The organism is Pseudarthrobacter sp. NBSH8 (assembly GCF_014217545.1).
In the GTDB taxonomy this organism is placed as follows: domain Bacteria; phylum Actinomycetota; class Actinomycetes; order Actinomycetales; family Micrococcaceae; genus Arthrobacter.
Window position 1 is genome coordinate 3,721,582 of the sequence record NZ_CP043178.1, and the last position, 16,605, is coordinate 3,738,186.

Consider the following 16,605-nt stretch of genomic DNA (forward strand, 5'->3'; position numbering starts at 1 on the left):
GTGAAGATCAGGGGCGGGCCGCTACCGGCTGCTTGTCGGGCTCCTCCTCGAGCCCTTCAGCCGAAGGACCCAGCTCAGCCGAAGGATCCATGGACGGATCCGCCGGAAGGTCGGCGGCGTCGTTGCCGGCCTCTTCTCCCGGCTTCCGGCCATAGCGCCTGCGGACCTCGTAGCTGAGGAGGATGATGATCAGCGTGACTCCGCTCATCAGGAACTGGCTCTGGGTGCTGGGCAGCAGGGCCATGGCGGCGATCACGCAGAGCATCAGCGCGATGGTCGCATAGCTGAGCCACGGGAACAACCACATCTTCAGCTTCAGCGCCGCCGGGTCCTCGCGGTCCAGTCTCTTGCGCAGCACCACCTGCGACAGGGCGATCGCCAAGTAGACGAAGAGCGCCACGGCGCCGTAGGAGTTCACCAGGAAGGCGAACACCACGTCGCCCCAGACGTAGACACAGACCACGGAAACATACCCCACGGTGGTGCCCAGCAGGATGGCACGGCGCGGAACGCCGGCTTTGGAGAGCTTGGTGAAGAACTTGGGGGCATCGCCGTTGCGGGTGAGGGCAAACAGCATGCGCGAGGTGGTGTACAGCGCGGAGTTCAGGCAGGAGAGCACCGCGGTGAGGACGATGAAGTTCATGATGGTGGACACCGCCGGGATGCCCATGACGTCCAGCACGGCCGCATAGGGGCTCACACCGACGCTCTCGGCATCCCACCTCTGGATCGCAACCACCACGAAGATCGAGCCGACGTAGAAGGTCACCACCCGGGCCACGATGGAGCGCATGGCCTTCTTGACGGAACGCTCGGGGTCTTCCGACTCGGCGGCCGCAATGGTGATGATTTCCGCCCCGGTATAGAAAGCCACACAGGGAACGACAGCGGCCAGCACGGCTCCCCAGCCCAGCGGTGTGAACCCGCCGTGGTCAAACAGGTTGCCGATGCCCGGGGTCGATTCGGGCCACAGCCCGGTGATCCAGAGAACGCCCAGCCCCAGGAACAGGACGATGGCCACCACCTTGATGGAGCTGAACCAGTACTCGAATTCGCCGAAGGAGCGGGCGGAAACCATGTTCGTTGCGCTCAGTGCAACCATCAGGCCCAGGCTGAGCATCCACAGCGGAACCATGGGGAACCACAGCTGGATGATCCGGCCGCCGGCAATCGCCTCGACGGCCACCACAATCACAAAGAAATACCAGTACATCCAGCCGGTCGCGAAGCCGGCCCGCTGGCCGAGTGCCTGCCGTGCGTAGACGTAGAAAGAGCCCACCACCGGACGCGCTATAGCCATTTCGGCCAGCATCCGCATGAGGAGCAAGGTGATGACGCCTGCGATCGCAAAAGAGACGATGGCCGCAGGGCCGGTACTGCTGATCACAACGCCGCTGCCTACGAACAGCCCGGCACCGATGACGCCCCCAATGGCAATCAGGTTCATATGTCTGTTCTTGAGGCCCTTGCTGAGACCGGAGTTGTCGGCCTGCCGGGGTTCGGCTTGATACACGTTTCCTCCAAGATGCTCTGACGAAACCCGTTGAAGTGCACTTCGGTGCCCGCGCCACGAAGCGCGAAGCCAGGTCCACCGGAGGTATCGGTCCGCACGGCTGCCTGCCGAGTGATCTCGATCACTCCTCCTGGTGTAGCCCCAAACCTACGGAGGTGCCGTGGGGGTGCACAGTGCCAGATCGAAGGGAAAAGAGGGAGCCAGCGGTGAAAATGTGGGTCCGCGAAGTCTCTCATGGCTGCAGTCCGGTCCGAAGATGACCGCACCCGCACCGCCGTACCCGTGGACCGGACCTGGAGCATGGGGACGCGCCTCCGGAATCCTGCCCGCGCGCGCGAAAGCCGGGTTGTGTCAGCGGCCGGTTTAGGCTTTTGCCATGGACTCACCCGAAGTACAACAGGCCATCGCTGCCCTGCGGCACAGACTCGACGGCGGCCGGCGGATTGTTCTGGGCATCACGGGCGCTCCCGGCTCCGGCAAGTCCACATTCGCGGCCCGGCTGCAGCGGGAGTTCGGCCCGGACCTCGCCGTGGTGGTGCCGATGGACGGCTTCCACCTGGGCAACGCAATCATCGACCGCACACCGCTGCGGCAGCGCAAGGGCGCAATGGACACGTTTGACGTCGGCGGCTACCTCTCGCTGTTACGGCGGCTCGTGCGCCGGGATGAGGCAGTGGTGTACGCGCCCGAGTTCCTTCGCACATTGGACGAGCCGGTGGCTGCGTCCATCGCTGTCCAGGCTTCCGTGCCGCTGGTAATCACCGAAGGAAACTATCTGCTGGCAGAGACGCCCGAATGGAAGGAGGTCCGGGCACAGCTGGATGAAGTCTGGTTCGTGGACACCCCGCCCGCGCTGCGGCTGGCCCGGCTGGTGGACCGGCACGTGGAGTTTGGCATGGAACGGACCGCGGCGGAAGCCTGGGCGACGGGCCCGGATGAGGCCAATGCTGTGATGATCGCGGCCACGCGCCAAGGAGCCGACCGGATCATCCCCTGGGGCCAGGACACCGGCCAGGAATACTAAGGCGGGGGTCGGGGTTCTTGGCTGGGAAACGTGTCTGCAAACCACACGAGTCCACGACGAATGGAGAGCGCTCATGACTGCGCCATCGGTACACCTCGGCGACGGCCTTAACGTCAGCCCGCTCGGCTTCGGCGGCATGGCCCTCACCCCGGTCTACGGCGAGGTTGACCTGCACGATGCCCTCAGAACCCTGCATCATGCAGTGGACGCCGGCGTCAGCTTCATCGACACCGCGGACATCTACGGCGGAGGCAGCAACGAGCAACTCATCGCGCAGGTGCTCAAGGAGCGCCGGGGCGAAGTGCAGCTCGCCACCAAGTTTTCCCTGGTGGGCTCACCTGCCGATGGCTACACGGACATCCGGGGAGATGCCGCCTACATCCGGCAGGCCGTCGACGCCAGCCTGAAGCGGCTTGGCACGGACGTGATTGACCTCTACTACATGCACCGCCGTGACCTCCGCGTTCCGATTGTGGAAACCGTGGAGGCCATGGCGGGGCTGGTGCAGCAGGGCAAGGTCAAACACCTTGGCCTGTCAGAGGTGACCGCGCAGGAGCTGGCCGAAGCCCACTCCGTGCACCCCATCGCTGCGGTCCAAAGCGAATGGTCCATCTGGAGCCGCGACGTGGAACGCAACGTAGTTCCAGCCGCGGCCAGCCTGGGCGTGGGCTTTGTGCCGTATTCGCCGCTGGGCCGGGGATTCCTCACCGGCACAGTGGACGCTTCGAGTTTGGGAGCCAACGACTTCCGACGCCGGATCCCGCGCTTCGCCGCCGACGCCGCCGACGCCAACCAGGGAGTGGTTGCCACCATGCGCTCGGTCGCCGCCGAGCTGTCCGCGACGCCCGCCCAGATTGCACTCGCGTGGCTGCTGGAACAGGGTAAACGGCTGGGACTGGCCGTGGTCCCCATCCCCGGCACGCGCAAAACGCACCGGATCGACGAGAACCTGGGCGCCCTGTCCCTGAACCTGACCCGGGCGCAACTGGAGGCGCTGGACCAGGCCGCGGACGCCGTCGTCGGCTCCCGCTCGGCGGACCCCAAGTGGGTGTCCGAGGGCCGTGAATAGACTGAAGCCCATGGACACGCTCATTCACGACCTACGCGACATCACCATCCGCAGCATCTCCGTCAGCGAGATGAACAACAACGTGTATCTGCTGACCGCGAAGGCCAGCGGTGCACAGCTGCTGATCGATGCCGCGGACGATCTTCCGGCCATCCAGGCGATGCTGGCGGACTCGGCCGCGGATACTGCGGCTGAACCCAAGCTGGCACTCATCGCCACCACGCACCAGCACTGGGACCATGTCCGCGCACTGCCGGCATTGGTGGAAGCGACCGGAGCCAGGACAGCGGCCGGAACGGACGATGCCGAGGCGCTGCCGGTGAAGGTGGACGTACTGCTGGGCCACGGCGACGCCGGCAACTTCGAAGGCTTCGACGTGACCTCCGTACATTTGCGCGGCCACACCCCGGGATCCATCGCATTTGTGTACCAGGACCCGGACGGGCCTGCCCACATTTTCAGCGGCGATTCATTGTTTCCGGGCGGCGTGGGCAACACCCAGAATGATCCGGCGCGGTTCACGTCGCTGCTGGACGACGTCACCGCACGGTTGTTCGAGGCCTATCCCGACGACACCGTGGTGCACCCGGGCCACGGCAGCCCCACCACCCTTGGCGCGGAACGCCCGCATCTCGGGGAGTGGCGCGCCCGCGGCTGGTAGGGCTGGTTTAGACGGGCTCAACCACCCGGTGGTTGAGCCCGTCTAAACCGAGATAGTGCTGGCTAGCCCGGATTTTTCATCGGACGGCGGTCGGGGCGCCGGGTCCGGGTTTTTGTCGTCCCGGCGGGCTGGATCGGATTTAGGGCGTGGCTGAAGGGCCCCGGGGTCGCGGGGCGGGGCGCGGGCTTCCACTGATCCCGTTGGCGTGCTCTTTCCGGCTCGTTGGTTGACGGGGGCTGCGGTGTCAGGTCCGCAGCAGGTGTGCGGGGCGGTTAGCGGCTGCAGCGATCCGGCTGATCGCTTCGAGCAGTGCGGCGATGAGGGGTTTCTCCGGTGCGGCGTCGGGCAGCAGCAGGTGGGTCCGGCGGGCGCGGGTGATGATCTTGCCGGCGGTGGCGAAGAGCCGGTAGCGCCAGCGTTTGATGTCCCAGCCCTGTGCCTTGTGGCCGTCGGGCAGGGCGGTGAGCTGGAGCCAGGAGACCAGGTTCGCGGCCAGGACCGCGAGGTTCGCCCAGGCCTGGTTCGCGGCGAAATCGAAGAAGGGGAGCTTGCTCAGGCCGGTGTTCTTCAGCGTCTTGATGCGGTTCTCGCAGCGGCCGCGGGCCCGGTGCCGGGCATCCAGGAACGGTCCGTGCCAGCGTGGGGCATTCGTCAGGAACGCTGTTACACGGTGACCGTCGATGTCGAGCAGGGTCGGTGTCGCACCGGGGTGCAGCGGTTCGGCGCGCAGGAAGATCTTCGTCCCGGGCGGGTAGTCCTCGAGCGGGATCACCTGGGTGGCGTTGATGACCCAGGCGTCGTCGCGTTCGTTGCCGTCCTGGTCCAGGGCCGGCTGCCAGTATTTCTTGTCGTTGATCCAGTCGATCATGTGGGCCTTGCCGACCGGAACCGGGTACGAGACGGAGAACTGCACGCCGCGCGAATGCAGGTACCAGAGGAACTTCCGGGACGCGCCGGCGCTGTCGGTGCGGACCAGGATTTTCTCCCCGTCCAGTTCGTCGTCTTCACCGTAGAGTGCGTCGGGCAGGACCGCGATGGCGGCCTCGAAGATGCGGATGTGGTCCTCGGCGTTGTTCGCTGTTGCCCCGCCGTGGCGCAACAGCACCGCGAGTTCCTCCCCGGTGCCTCGGCCGGAACCGTAATCGATGCTGGCGGTGAACGGGGCGAATCCAAACCCGCCCTTGTAGTTGCCGGTGGCTCGTTCCTTCTCGGAGTGCGAGGCCACCAGTGTGGCGTCGAGGTCGATGACCAGCGGGTCCGCGGCCGTCGCCGTCACCGCCGGGCTGCGGTCACCCGCGGCTTCCCATGCCCGGGTCCGCAGTTCCTTGGACAGGGTCGAAAAACCGTAATCGAAAACGTCCGGGTTCTTCACGGTGCGTTCGAAGAACCGCGAGACTGTCGCGTTCGAGGGCACTTTCCCGAACACTCCGGGCTGGGAGCGCAGGATGTCCAGGTCGGAGGCGTACTCGCCGCCGGCGGCGAGCATCACCGCCAGCGACCCGAGCAGCCTCCCTGGCCGGTGCGAGGCCATCGCGGGGACGAACTGGCCCAGCCGGTCCTCGCACAGATCCCGGAACCCGAGGGCGTCAATGAATGAAGTCAGGACCCTGGCACCGGCATGGGAGACCAGCGACTGGCCGGTGAAAGTGACCGGGACGGATGGGAAGACCTTGGTAGACTGGGGCATCGAAAAGGTGCTCCTTCAAGACACGGAAATAACGGCGTAGACACCCCTATTTTCCCTTGTCAGAGCACCTTTTCGTCTCTTAAACACACCCGTCAGCCCAAGACTGATGAAAACCCCGGGCTAGCGGCTGCGGCGTTCGTTGGAGGCCGGAGCCGACGCGCGGCGGGGACCGCTGCGTGCCGGACGGCCACTGCCGCCACCGTTACCGGCGTACGAGCCACCGGACGTGCCGCCGGTGTTGGAGGACCAAACAGCCTTGTTGCCGGCGTTGCCGCCGTTGCCCGTGGAGGCTCCGGCGCGCTGGCCGGATCCACCCGTGCGGGCTCCTGCACCGGCGCCCGCAGTGCGGGCTCCGGCTGCGCGCTGGCCCGTTGCCGGACGTCCGCCGCGCTGTCCGCCGGTGGTAGCCGGGCGGCCCGTGCCGCCACGGGGAGCATCGCTGCGGGTAACGCGTGAATCCGCACGGCCGTCTGAACCGCGGCCAGCCGCTGCACGGCCACCTGCTGCGGGGACGTCGTTGCGGTGCGTGGAGCCGGTGGCGCCGTGGCCGCGGGAATTGCGGCGAGCAGCAGCTGCTGCAATGGCGCGGTCCTCGTTCTGCTCGGCTACACGGTCAAATGCTGCCCGTGCTTCGGTGCGGCCTTCGTAGGCAACGGCGCGGCGCTCGGCGCGGGGAAGATCGGTGCGGGTCGGCTCAGCGGAGACGCGTCCGCGGCCGCCACGGCCGCCACGGCCACCGGCGGTGGGGCCTTCCTGGCTGCGGCGGGCGCGCTTGCGCTCGGCGTTGGCACCCGTGGAGGTGCCGCCGCCCTGCTGTGCGGACTTCTTGGCAAGAAGAGCGGCCCGGGTGCGCGGATCGATCTTGTCTGCCATTTCGCCCACGAGTTCGGCAACCAACGGGGAGTTGGCGGTGACGCGCTCGAAGTTGACCTCGACGCCGGCAGCCTTCATCAGCTTCTTGACGTCGGACTGCTGCTCCGGGAGCGTCAGCGTGACAACAGTGCCGTCCGAACCTGCGCGGGCCGTACGGCCTGAGCGGTGGAGGTATGCCTTGTGCTCTGTGGGGGGATCCACGTGGATCACCAGTTCGACGTCGTCCACGTGGACGCCGCGGGCTGCTACGTCGGTGGCTACCAGGACGCGGACGTCACCGGAGGAAAACTCGGCCAGGTTGCGGTCACGGGCGTTCTGCGAGAGGTTGCCGTGCAGATCGACGGCGGGGATCCCGGCGTCGGTCAGGGTCTTGGCCAGCTTGCGGGCGTGGTGCTTTGTCCGCATAAAGAGGACGCGGCGGCCGGCGCCGGAGGCGAGCTCCACGATCAGCTGCTTCTTGACGGTCTGGTCGTTGACCACCAGGACGTGGTGCTCCATGGTGGTGACGGCGGCCTGTGATTCGTCCACGGCGTGGGTCAGCGGGTTGGACAGGTAGCGCTGGACGATCTTGTCCACCCCGTTGTCCAGGGTGGCGGAGAACAGCAGGCGCTGGCCCTGGCTGGGGGTCATGTCCATGAGCTTCTTGACCACCGGGAGGAAGCCGAGGTCGGCCATGTGGTCGGCCTCGTCCAGGACGGTGATCTCGACGCCTTCGAGGGTCAGGATGCGCTGGCGGATCAGGTCCTCCAGGCGGCCCGGGCAGGCGATGACGATGTCGACGCCGGCGCGCAGGGCCTTTTCCTGGCGGGCCTGGGAGATGCCCCCGTAAATCACGGTGGTGGTCAGGCCCATGGCCTTGGCCATCGGCTCGATGGTGGCGTTGATCTGGGTGGCCAGCTCGCGGGTCGGTGCGAGGACCAGGCCCATGGGGCGGCCGGGCTTGCGGAAGTGCTTGGCTTCCCGCTCAGCGAGTCGTGCTACAAGCGGGATGGCGAAAGCGATGGTCTTGCCGGAGCCGGTGCGGCCGCGGCCCAGGACGTCGCGTCCGGCCAAGGTATCCGGGAGGGTCTTGACCTGGATGGGGAACGGCTCAACAATTCCCTGGGCAGTGAGGGTGTCGGCGAGTTCTTTGGGCGTGCCGAGGGCAGCAAAAGTAGTCATATATTCAAGGTCTTTCAGGCGGTATCCGTGCGGATATCGGCCCCCGATGCCGGTTGGCTCAAGGGTTTCGCCGAAGAAAAGTCAGGTGATCAACCGTGCTGCTGCCCAATTCAGGGCGGCGGCTGGGACCAAATGGAACGCGTTCATCGACGCAGGATGTGCCTCTCACATGAAAAAACCCGCTTCCCAAAAAGTTGGGACCAGCGGGCATCACTGCACATCAAGTCCCCTAAGCGTACCATCCCTGCGCCCGGGCCTTGTCCTGGACCCGGTGGGCCTCCCCCTCGGACGGTGCAGGGGGTGCGGGCGTTGCCTTTGAGTGCCCGGCAGGCGCAGGCTTGAGGCATGAGTCAACAGGGTGCGGAGCACCACCACACAACGGACGACGGCGGCACCCGGCTTGGGGATGCACCGCAGCGCGGTGCCGCCGAAGCGTGGGACGAAAGGTACCGCAGCAAGCCGAAATTCTGGAGCGGGAAACCCAACCCGCAACTGGTCCGCGAAGGCGCGGGGCTCAGGCCGGGCAAGGCCCTGGACCTGGGCTGCGGCGAAGGGGCCGACGCCATCTGGCTGGCCCAGCAGGGCTGGACCGTCACCGCCGTCGACGTTTCCGCCGTCGCCCTGGAACGGGCGCTCGGCCATGAAAAGGCGGCCCTGGACCGGGAGAGCATGCACGCCGAGGGTGCGAGTGAAATTGCCAGCCGCATCCACTGGGAACAGTGTGATCTGGAGGAGTGGCAGCCCGCGGCAACGTTTGATCTGGTGTCCTCCCAGTTCCTGCATTCCCCGCATCTGGGGTGGCAGGGTCCGCTGCGGACGGCGGCTGCGGCGGTCAAGCCGGGGGGCACGCTGCTGATCGTGGGCCATCATCCGCACCGCCTGCCGCCGTGGGGAAACCACACCAGACCGGAGATGTTCTACACCCCGGCGCAGCTCGTGGCGGAGCTCGGCCTGGACTCACCGGACTGGCAACTGGAGGTCAACACCACGCGAGAGCGGGCAGCGTCAGGTCCGGACGGCGAGGAAGCCATCATCGGGGACACCGTACTCCGCGCCACCCGGCTGGCGTGAGTTTTTGTCCAGATAACGCGACTTCAGGGGCCCGCATCTCCCATTATCTGGACAAAAACTCCGGGGTTAGCGCGAAACCCGCGGCGCCACCGTAACCGCGGCGACGGCCACCACCGCCGTCAGTGCGAAAACCCCCGCGAACGATTCCGCCGTCGTCGTAAATGCCGCGAACACAATTCCCGTGGCCGCGAGCGCCAGCGCCCCGCCCAGCGAGTCCGAAATGGACATTGCCGAGCTGTTGAAGCCTTGGTTTTCCTTGCTGGACATGGCGAGCGTCATCACGCTGAGCCGCGGATACAGCAGCCCCATGCCGCCGCCGGCGAAGAGCCAGCCGGCAATCGCGACGGCGGCAGGCCAGTGGAGTGCCGACGTCGCCAACGTGAGGAGGATGGCCCCCAGCACCAGCGCTGAGCCGATGCGCACAGCCACCCGGTGCTGCAGCCGGGCGCCGAGGCGGCCCTGGATGGCGGCAGCGGCGGCCCACGACAACGCGCCTCCTGTGAGCGCCAGGCCGGCGAACATCGGCGGGAACTGGTATTCCTCGATCAGCAGGTACGGCAAATACACTTCGGCGCCGAAAAACGCGGCAGACGCCAGGCCGCGGGTCAGGATCACACTGGGCAGGCCGCGGCGGGCGAGCAGTGTTCCGCGGGGTACCAGGGGACGCACGGCTACGAGGGCGATCACGACGGCGGCCGCGGCCAGGAGTGCCGGCGCGGCGGTGAAGCCCGCGATCCTGACTCCGGCGGAGAGGTTCAGCCCCAGTACAGCGAGCGCGGCGAGCGCTGCCCACGCGAGCCGACCCAGCGCCCAGGGCGGGACCGGGGCCTGCTCAGAGGGCCGGTCGATGCCGCGGAGCACCGGAACGATCATCACCACCGCGGGAACCACCAGCCCCACCACGCCCAGGAACACCCAGTGCCAGCTCAGGACTTCCGCCACGATACCGGCCGCAAACGGGCCCACCAGCGACGGGATCACCCATGCGGCGGAGAAGGCAGCGAAGATCCCGGGGTGCAGGACGGCCGGATAGACGCGGGCCACCACCACGTAGAGCGCAACCGTCAGCGCACCGCCGCCAAGCCCCTGCACCAGGCGGCCGGCAACCAACACGGGCATGGACACGGCCGTGCCTGCGATGATCAGGCCCAGCACGAACAGGGCAACTGAGGCGTACAGCGGGACGGTTGGCCCGCGGCGGTCCGACCAGTTTCCGGCCGCCACCATGCCGATCACGCCAGTTGCCAGTGGACCGGCGAACGCAAGGGCATACAGGCTGGCGCCGTCGAGTTCACGGCTGACGACGGGCATGATGGTGGTCACCGCGAGCGATTCGAACGCCGCGAGGAACACGAGGGCACACGCGCCGATGGTCACCCACAGGTACGGTCGCTGCAGGATCCCGGCTGTGGGGTCTGTCGTTGGGAGCGTGGAATCGCGCATGTTATCGGCGCGGCTGGGTGGCGTCGCCGATGTAGCGGTTCCGGCCCGCTCGGTAGCCGAACACCGCGGCCAGCGAACCGACCGCCAGGAACAGCACCCCGGCGGCGGTGAACGATCCCGTGGCCTGGTGCAACTGGCCCACCATCAGCGTGCCGGTGGAACCCAACCCGTAGCCCACGCCCTGCATCATCCCGGACAGGTGCGCGGCGGTGTGCCCGTCGCGGGTCCGCAGCATGATCATGGTCAGGGCCACCGCGGTGAGGCTGCCCTGCCCCAGGCCCAGCAGCCCGGTCCACACCCAGATGAGTTCCAGGGGTCCGAAGATGCTCAGCGCAAACCCGCCGCCAGTCATCAGCGCAACCACCACAGCGATGGCGCGCTGGTCACGGAGCCTCGCCGCCAGCGCCGGGGCAAACAGCGAGCCCAGCATCTGGAGCACTATCGACAGAGAAACCATCAGGCCGGCCGTTCCGCCGTCCACGCCGCGTTCGCGCAGGATGGGCGCCAGCCACGCAAAGACGCTGAAGGACATCATTGCCTGCAGCACCATAAAGATGGTCACCTGCCACGCCACCGCCGAACGCCACACATTGATGCCGAGGTGGCTGGCCTGGTGCCGGACGGGGTGCTGGCGCAGCGCCACCGGGAGGAAAAGCAAAAGTACGACGGCGGCAGGAACCGCCCAGAACCACAGAGCCGAGGTCCACTCCCCCGTTGCCGCGAAGACGGGGTACGTAAAGCCGGCTCCGAGGGCGGCCGAGGCGCAGATGGCCGTGGTGTACAGCCCGCCCATGAGGCCCAGCCGGTGCGGGAAATCACGCTTCACCAGCCCGGGAAGGAGGACATTGCACAAGGCGATGGCGGCACCGCAGGCGGCAGTTCCCGCCAGCAGGGTTGGGAGGTGGCCGGCACCTGGCACCAGGCCGCCGATGTCCGCGGGCCGCAGCAGCAGTCCTGCCGTCAGCACTGCCATTGCGCCAAGCAGGACTCGTTCGGCTCCAAACCGGCGGGCCAGAACGGGGGCCAGCGGCGCGAAGACGCCCAGGAGCGTGACCGGCACAGTGGTGAGCACCACGACTGCCCAGCCCGGCAGGCCGGCGTCGGACGTGATCTCGGGAAGAACCGCGGCGAAACTGGAGAAAACCGTGCGGAGGTTCAGCCCGACAAGCACCAGGCAGAGGCCCAGGTACGCCAAGGCACGGCGGCTGCTCTGCGGGCTTTCCGGCCCACCGCCCGACTGGCCCGGAAGGCGCGTCGGGGCTGCTGGGGGGATGTCGTCGATTTCGGCGTCGACCAGCAGTCCAGGCACGTCAACGTTGTCAGCACGGGTCACGGGGACCATTCTGTCAGGCTTCGAGGTCAGGCGGCGTTATCCACCTAGTCACCTGTGGCGCTGGCGGGGGGTGAGCGGACTTCCACATCGGACCCGCTCAGCCGAACCGTCCGCATGCGGGCCGCGGGTATTCTGGAAGGGATGAGCGAATCCCCAGAATCCCCCCAGCCTCCGCATGTCCCGCGCCCGGTGACGCCCGGAACCCAGGCGTCTTTCGGCACATACGGCGGCAGGCCCGTGAGCTTTGTGCGCCGCGGTACCCGTCTCCAGGGACGCCGCCAGACGGCGTGGGAAGAGCACTCGGACCGGTGGGCGCTGGACGTGCCCCGGCACGTTGCCAACACGTCGGTCCACCCGGACTACACGTTCGACGCCGAGGCCGAGTTCGGCCGCAAAGCGCCGCTCATCGTGGAAATCGGGTCCGGGCTGGGCGATGCCATCTGCCACGCGGCCGAGGAGAACCCGGGCATGGACTTCCTGGCCGTGGAGGTCTACACGCCGGGCCTGGCCAACACCATCATCAAGATCAACAGCCGCGGGCTGAACAACGTCCGGGTGGTGGAAGCCAACGCGCCCGAGGTTCTCGCCACCATGCTGCCGGCAGGTTCCGTAAGCGAACTCTGGGTGTTTTTCCCCGACCCCTGGCACAAGTCACGGCACCACAAGCGCCGACTCATCCAGCCGGAGTTTGCCGAACTGGCCGCACGGGCACTCACCAAGGGCGGCCTGTGGCGGGTCGCCACGGACTGGTCCAACTACGCCGTCCACGTCCGCGACGTCCTGGCGGACTCGCCGGACTTCGAAAACCTCCACACCGGCGAGCGCCACGGACCCGAAAGCCCGCTCACCCAGGTGTGGCAATCCGGCGTCGAAACCCTCGTGGGCGGCGCGCCCGTCCGCGAGGGCCGGGCGCCGGTAAGCACCGCACACACCGGCCCCAACGAGGGTGTGGACGAAACGGGCGGCTGGGCCCCCCGTTTCGAAGGCCGGATCCGCACCAGTTTCGAGGCGAAGGCCCACGAGGCCGGCCGGCTGATCTTCGACCTCTGCTACCGCCGGCGCTGAGCCCGGGACCCGGTGTCAGCTCACGCTGATGGAAGCGACGATCTCCTTGAGCATCCCCAGCCGCGGCTCGATCTGCGGGTTCACGTATGGCCAGATCACCACAACACCGATGAAACGGTTGTTTTCCCAGACGCCCACCGTGGCCGCGACCCTCGCTTCGCCCGTCGGATCCGTGTATCCAACCACGACGGCGTACGAGGCCTTAGCGGGTATGTTCAGTTCGCCTTCGGCCAGGATGGTCCCGGCACGGTCTTCAAGGTAGAAACCTGACATCAGGTGTGCCCAGCCGTTGGCCTGCGCGGCCCCGGTCACGGAGGTGTCGTCCTTGATGACCGTCACCAGGACGCCGCCCAGCAGGCCATACTGCTCGGTGTTTGGCCCGGCGGCCGAGTCCGCCAGAACCTGGGTGTGCTCGGGGAAGTCTGCCGTGAATCCCAGCGGGGACTCGATATGAACTGACATGGTTGCTCCTTAGCGGTAAGACTTGGCTGGGCTGGTTGGCACGTGCGGATCCGGCACGGGACGTCAGAGCTTCTCGAGCTTGGTGTCGTTCGGGACCTTATAGTACGTGGACACGTTGGTGGTTGCCTTGTTCTCGGTTTTGACCTCCACCTCGCCGGCTTTGAGGTCAATGCCGAACTTGTTGGACGCTGTCACCACGTGGTTCTCCTGGACGGTGGCAGCCCCTGCCTGGTAGAGCCTGGCGGCGTCCTGGCCGGCCGCAACCGTGTCTCCCAACGCCACATTGCGCATGTAGCTGTCAATCACGGCCGCGTTCTCCGGCGAGTACTCGACATCGATCTTCACGGTGCCCTGCGTGCCGACTGTCACGCTGGACTCAGCCTTGGCGCCCTGGAGGTCGGGGCCCGCGGTGGCGCCCGCCGCAACCGTGCCCTCCATGGACACGGCGATCGACTCCATGTTGCCGTGCTTATCCAGATTCACTTCCAGGCCGCCCTTGCCCGAGGCCTCGAATACCCTGCCGTCAAGGTTCAGCTTGCCCTGGGCCGACACTTCGGCACTGGCGGTTGCCGTACCGTCCGTCAGGTTCCGCTCGTAGGCAAGGTCCAGCTTCGCCGAGCCCGAAGTGGGCCCGGATTCGCCCTTGGCCTCGAGGGAGAGGGTTCCCTTAGCTTTGTCGTCGTGGCCAGTGGTGCCGTTGTCGTCTGCCGCATCGTTGATGGTGTCCAGGATGTAGCCAGGCGGGTTGCCGGCCACATCCTTGATTTCACCGACGCTGTCCGGCGGGAGGTCCGTGTAAATCTGGTTGCGGGCGGCCATGGCCTCTTCAAGGCTGTCGAACTGGAACTCCCGCGAGGCCTCCCCATTGAGTGTGACCCCGGCCGTGCCGGTGGTGTCGTTCACTCCCACGCCCACGTTTCCGTAGACCTTCATGGTGGCCGAACCGTCCGCGTTCTCCACCACCACGGTGCCTACCTCCGCGCCGGCATGGAACCAGGCAACCCGGGCGTCAAGGGAGGCCTTGCCGGTCTCCGTGTACAAGGGAGTATCCGTCCTGGCGATTTCCCGAAGGTGGTCGCTGGCCTGCTCCTGGGCGGACAGGGGAATACCGCCGTCCATCCTCATGAGGTCCTCGGCGAAGGGACCATTCTCGTCTTCGCCTTCGATCAGATATTTCCGGTCTTCCTCGGACAGGCCGGCCCACCACTTGGCCTGCTCTTCCGGGCTGGCCTTGAGCATGTCATCCAGGCCCTGTTTCAGCTCTTGGCGGTGGGCCTCAGCCGCTGCCGCCTTCGCTACCTGTTCCTCCAGCCAGTTCTGCGCCCGGCTGCCCAGGTCCTTGAGCCTGTCCAGCACGCTGGAGCTACCGCTGCCGCCACCGGTCTCGGCAGAGGACTGTTCCTGCTCGTTTGCGTGCTGCAGGAGCAGCTTGGAGTTGTGGCGGAGGCTCGATGCCACCCGCTCCAGGCTGGGACGGTGGTTGCCGGACCAGTCCTGCCGGAACAGCTCGCCGTCGGTGCCCTTCCAGGGCGCGGACTGGATCTGGCCCTGCAGGGAACTGGCCCGACTGCTGAGCAGCGACGCCGCCTTGTCAACAGCCTTCGCCAGCTCCCGAAGCTGACTGACGTCCGCGCCGTAAAAAGTCATGGTGTCTCCCCCGGAGAGTAATAAGAGTTAGATCTATCGCTGGACATATCGTCGCACGGCAGCAAGTGTCCCGCGATGGGGATCACTCCCCATCGCCGGAGCCCCGAATCAGCACGAGAACCAGCACCAAGTCCGGGATGGTGCGCGGCGCGCAGATCGGACTGTTCGCGGCCCGCTTGGCGTGGCACGATGGGGCATGTGCAGGGGCACACAAATCTGCGCCGCTGCGGCGCCGGCCCGAAGGAACCGCCATCAAAAGAGAACTCAGGCAGGCCGCCGATGCGGCGGAGGGTGCCACTAATTCACGCACGTTGGAACTGTTTGCGCGGGCAGGGTTCGCGGCCAGCGGTGTCCTGCACTTCCTGGTAGGCCTCATTGCCATCCGGCTCGCCATGGGTGGCGGTGGAAGCGCCGACTTCAGTGGCGCCGTGTCAGAGCTCGCAAGCCAGCCTGCCGGACCTTTCCTGTTATGGGGCAGCTTCGCCGCCTGCGCGGCCTTGGCCATCTGGCAGGCCAGTGACGCGATCTTCGACTACGGCCATCTGCCCACCAAGGAAAAGGCCGGCAAGAAACTCAAGGCAGCCGCACAGGCTTTGGTATTCGCCGGATTGGCCCTGACGCTCGCCTCCTTTGCCCTGGGAACCGGTTCCGGCGGTGACAACCAGAAGTCCGCGAGCGACCTGACTGTCAGCCTGATGAAGGCACCCGGCGGTGTGGCACTCCTGGTCCTGGTGGGGGTCGGAATTTCCGTGGCCGGGGTGATCTATGGCATCCGCGGCATCAAGAAGTCCTTCGAGAAACAGCTGACAATGCCTACGGATCCCCGGGCCCGCACCGCCGTCAGCGTGCTGGGCGTGACCGGCTACGTCGCGAAGGGCACAGTCCTGCTGTTGACCGGAATGCTCATCACCATCGCCACCCTGCAGGCCCATCCGGAGGAATCAACGGGCCTTGACGGCGGGCTCAAGGCGCTGAGAGAGCAGCCCTTCGGCGTTTACCTGCTTGCCGCGGTGGGCGCCGGGCTGATCTGCTACGGCGTCTACATGGTGGTCAGGGCGCGCCTGGCCAAGATGAACCCGTAGGGCACCAGTTCACCCCGGTTAGGGTGGGTCCATGCCCCAGGTACGCGCCGAACGCCACATCCGCCTCGATTCGGAGACAGTCTTTGCCCTCTCCCAGACCACCGGTGCGTTCCGGCTCAAATGGGACCCGTTCATCTCCGCCCAAAGTTTCCTGAACAGCGCAAAATCCGCCGGAAAGGGCGTCCGGACGCGGACCGTGTCCCGCCTGGGCCTGGTAATGGTGAGCGAATACGTTTCCTATGCGCCACCCAAAAACGTGGGCATGACCATGGTGTCCGGACCGTGGTTCTTCGGGAATTTCGGTGGCGGCTGGCGTTTCACCGCGGACGACGGCGGCACCCGGGCCGTCTGGAAGTACACCTTTTCGTGCCGCCCGGCCTGGTTGCGGCCGGTGGCTGAGCGGATGGGCGCCTGGCTCCTGGGCCGTGAGATCAATAAAAGGATCGAAGCCTTTGCCCGGGCCTGTGAGGACCCCGGGCTGGTGGCCGAGTTCCGCGCCCTCCAAGCACAGTAA

Annotated in this window: 14 protein-coding genes; 7 read left to right on the forward strand and 7 right to left on the reverse strand. The window is 66.7% G+C overall.

The window, feature by feature from the left end; translation table 11 throughout:
* Positions 1–7 precede the first annotated feature (7 nt).
* The gene (locus FYJ92_RS17265; protein ID WP_255482188.1) at positions 8–1,513 is read right to left on the reverse strand and encodes an amino acid permease; all 1,506 of its coding nucleotides are present in this window, start codon (positions 1,511–1,513) and stop codon (positions 8–10) included.
* A 376-nt stretch (positions 1,514–1,889) separates the two neighbouring features.
* On the opposite strand from FYJ92_RS17265, the gene FYJ92_RS17270 reads away from it, so the two are divergent.
* The 3 genes from FYJ92_RS17270 to FYJ92_RS17280 all read left to right on the forward strand — a co-directional run bounded on the left by FYJ92_RS17270 (position 1,890) and on the right by FYJ92_RS17280 (position 4,267).
* The gene (locus tag FYJ92_RS17270) at positions 1,890–2,537 is read left to right on the forward strand and encodes a nucleoside/nucleotide kinase family protein (protein ID WP_185261793.1); all 648 of its coding nucleotides are present in this window, start codon (positions 1,890–1,892) and stop codon (positions 2,535–2,537) included.
* A gap of 73 nt (positions 2,538–2,610) precedes the next feature.
* Positions 2,611–3,606 carry an aldo/keto reductase gene (locus FYJ92_RS17275; RefSeq protein WP_185261794.1) on the forward strand — a complete coding sequence of 332 codons (996 nt, stop codon included), beginning with the start codon at positions 2,611–2,613 and terminating at the stop codon, positions 3,604–3,606.
* A 10-nt stretch (positions 3,607–3,616) separates the two neighbouring features.
* On the forward strand, positions 3,617–4,267 hold the full coding sequence (locus tag FYJ92_RS17280; protein ID WP_185261795.1) for an MBL fold metallo-hydrolase: 651 nt from the start codon (positions 3,617–3,619) through the stop codon (positions 4,265–4,267).
* Positions 4,268–4,511: 244 nt separating this feature from the next.
* Here FYJ92_RS17280 and FYJ92_RS17285 read toward each other — a convergent pair whose 3' ends face one another.
* Positions 4,512–5,954, reverse strand: coding sequence for an IS1380 family transposase (locus tag FYJ92_RS17285; RefSeq protein WP_185261092.1), 1,443 nt, complete (start codon positions 5,952–5,954; stop codon positions 4,512–4,514).
* 120 nt (positions 5,955–6,074) lie between these two features.
* Entirely contained in the window at positions 6,075–7,988 is a 1,914-nt protein-coding gene (locus tag FYJ92_RS17290; protein WP_185261796.1) for a DEAD/DEAH box helicase, read from the reverse strand.
* A gap of 345 nt (positions 7,989–8,333) precedes the next feature.
* Between FYJ92_RS17290 and FYJ92_RS17295 the strand changes: the two genes are divergently transcribed.
* Positions 8,334–9,059 carry a cyclopropane-fatty-acyl-phospholipid synthase family protein gene (locus FYJ92_RS17295; RefSeq protein WP_185261797.1) on the forward strand — a complete coding sequence of 242 codons (726 nt, stop codon included), beginning with the start codon at positions 8,334–8,336 and terminating at the stop codon, positions 9,057–9,059.
* A gap of 66 nt (positions 9,060–9,125) precedes the next feature.
* Here the strand turns inward: FYJ92_RS17295 and FYJ92_RS17300 are convergent, their stop codons facing one another.
* The gene (locus FYJ92_RS17300; RefSeq protein WP_185261798.1) at positions 9,126–10,502 is read right to left on the reverse strand and encodes an MFS transporter; all 1,377 of its coding nucleotides are present in this window, start codon (positions 10,500–10,502) and stop codon (positions 9,126–9,128) included.
* A 1-nt stretch (position 10,503) separates the two neighbouring features.
* Positions 10,504–11,835: an MFS transporter gene (locus FYJ92_RS17305; protein ID WP_255482189.1), complete on the reverse strand. Its 1,332-nt coding sequence runs from the start codon at positions 11,833–11,835 to the stop codon at positions 10,504–10,506.
* A 141-nt stretch (positions 11,836–11,976) separates the two neighbouring features.
* Between FYJ92_RS17305 and trmB the strand changes: the two genes are divergently transcribed.
* Positions 11,977–12,900, forward strand: a complete 924-nt coding sequence (trmB, locus tag FYJ92_RS17310) for a tRNA (guanosine(46)-N7)-methyltransferase TrmB (protein WP_185261800.1) — start codon at positions 11,977–11,979, stop codon at positions 12,898–12,900.
* A gap of 15 nt (positions 12,901–12,915) precedes the next feature.
* Here the strand turns inward: trmB and FYJ92_RS17315 are convergent, their stop codons facing one another.
* Both FYJ92_RS17315 and FYJ92_RS17320 read right to left on the reverse strand, forming a co-directional pair.
* On the reverse strand, positions 12,916–13,362 hold the full coding sequence (locus FYJ92_RS17315; protein WP_185261801.1) for a hypothetical protein: 447 nt from the start codon (positions 13,360–13,362) through the stop codon (positions 12,916–12,918).
* A 63-nt stretch (positions 13,363–13,425) separates the two neighbouring features.
* Positions 13,426–15,009 (reverse strand): hypothetical protein, encoded by a 1,584-nt coding sequence (locus FYJ92_RS17320; RefSeq protein ID WP_185261802.1) that lies wholly within the window; start codon positions 15,007–15,009, stop codon positions 13,426–13,428.
* 137 nt (positions 15,010–15,146) lie between these two features.
* On the opposite strand from FYJ92_RS17320, the gene FYJ92_RS17325 reads away from it, so the two are divergent.
* Together FYJ92_RS17325 and FYJ92_RS17330 are read left to right on the forward strand one after the other, a co-directional pair.
* Positions 15,147–16,091: a DUF1206 domain-containing protein gene (locus tag FYJ92_RS17325; RefSeq protein ID WP_185261803.1), complete on the forward strand. Its 945-nt coding sequence runs from the start codon at positions 15,147–15,149 to the stop codon at positions 16,089–16,091.
* A 31-nt stretch (positions 16,092–16,122) separates the two neighbouring features.
* Positions 16,123–16,605: a type II toxin-antitoxin system RatA family toxin gene (locus FYJ92_RS17330; RefSeq protein WP_185261804.1), complete on the forward strand. Its 483-nt coding sequence runs from the start codon at positions 16,123–16,125 to the stop codon at positions 16,603–16,605.